Source organism: Moorena sp. SIO3I8 (assembly GCF_010692325.1).
Taxonomy (GTDB): domain Bacteria; phylum Cyanobacteriota; class Cyanobacteriia; order Cyanobacteriales; family Coleofasciculaceae; genus Moorena.
The window spans coordinates 1-1,025 of record NZ_JAAHHW010000495.1 but is presented as its reverse complement, the minus strand read 5'-3'; the positions used below and the strand labels follow the sequence as shown (position 1 = coordinate 1,025).

Here is a 1,025-nt window from a genome sequence, read left to right as displayed (position 1 = left end):
TTACTTGCTGGAAGAGTGGCAAACTCGCTTTACTCCTCAGTATGGAGCGGCATTTTTGGGGGCAGCAGAAGGGGCTTACGGTTATGCCCTGGCTCATATCAAAAAGCAACGGAGAGAAAAGGATGCTTATGTGCAGCATCGGATTGCTAAATCAATGATGAACATTGAAACCATGGACTTGTGGCTGCGAAAAGTGGCTAGGTTGTGGGAAACAGGTCAACACCAGCAGGCCAAAGAAGCTGGTAACCGCTTTCGTTATTTGTCAGAAAAATTGGCACTGGAGACCTTGGAACACTGTACTCGGATGTGTGGTGCTCGTGCTATGATTCAACCGAGTCCTTTGGAACGGATTTATCGCGATTTATCCTTCTATACCTTGCATGATAATTGCGATCGCGTTTTGGCCTCAATTGGTCAGGAAGTACTGGGACAAGAAAGCGATCGGGCGTTTTTTAATTCTTCGGGGAACAATCAGGGAAAGTCCTAGAACAATAAGGGCTTGCCCTTATTGTTCTAATTGTTCTGAAAAAAAAATAATCACAAAAGCATAGTTTGGGTAGTGCAGCAAGGTTTGGCTGGTAAATTAACGCCTGGCAATATTCTTTTGTTGATTCAGCTTGTTGATTCAGCCACAATAGCACTGAACTGTCTGGGGTAACCTTGCCAAAGGTGATACTCCCAGAAGCTTTTGTGTGGAAAAAGAATCATGATTTGGGATTAGCTGACAGGAACTTTAGATCCCCCATATTGAGTATGAAATCTATAGTAGTTTTGCTGAGTTAGTTATGGATAAAATTGCAATTTTAGTAACCCATAGACTAGCTTCTGTCCCTTTAGCCGATCCGATTATAGTGTTGAAGGCTGGTAAATTACTTGAAATTGGTACTCATCAATAACTTACCTTAGTATGACTAAATCTTCCCTCCCTCAAAGTCAAAACAGTACTCAAGATACCGCAGGAAAAGAACAAAAAAGTAGTCAACTAGACTTTCTAGCCAAGGATACTCTTATCGCTCTGACTATAC

The 1,025-nt window shown here is 42.0% G+C and carries 1 protein-coding gene; it reads left to right on the top strand.

What is annotated here, in order from left to right; all coding sequences use genetic code 11:
• Positions 1–487, top strand: a 487-nt coding sequence (locus F6K51_RS38155) for an acyl-CoA dehydrogenase family protein (protein WP_293031587.1), incomplete at its 5' end; no start/stop codon positions are given.
• Positions 488–1,025: the final 538 nt, after the last annotated feature.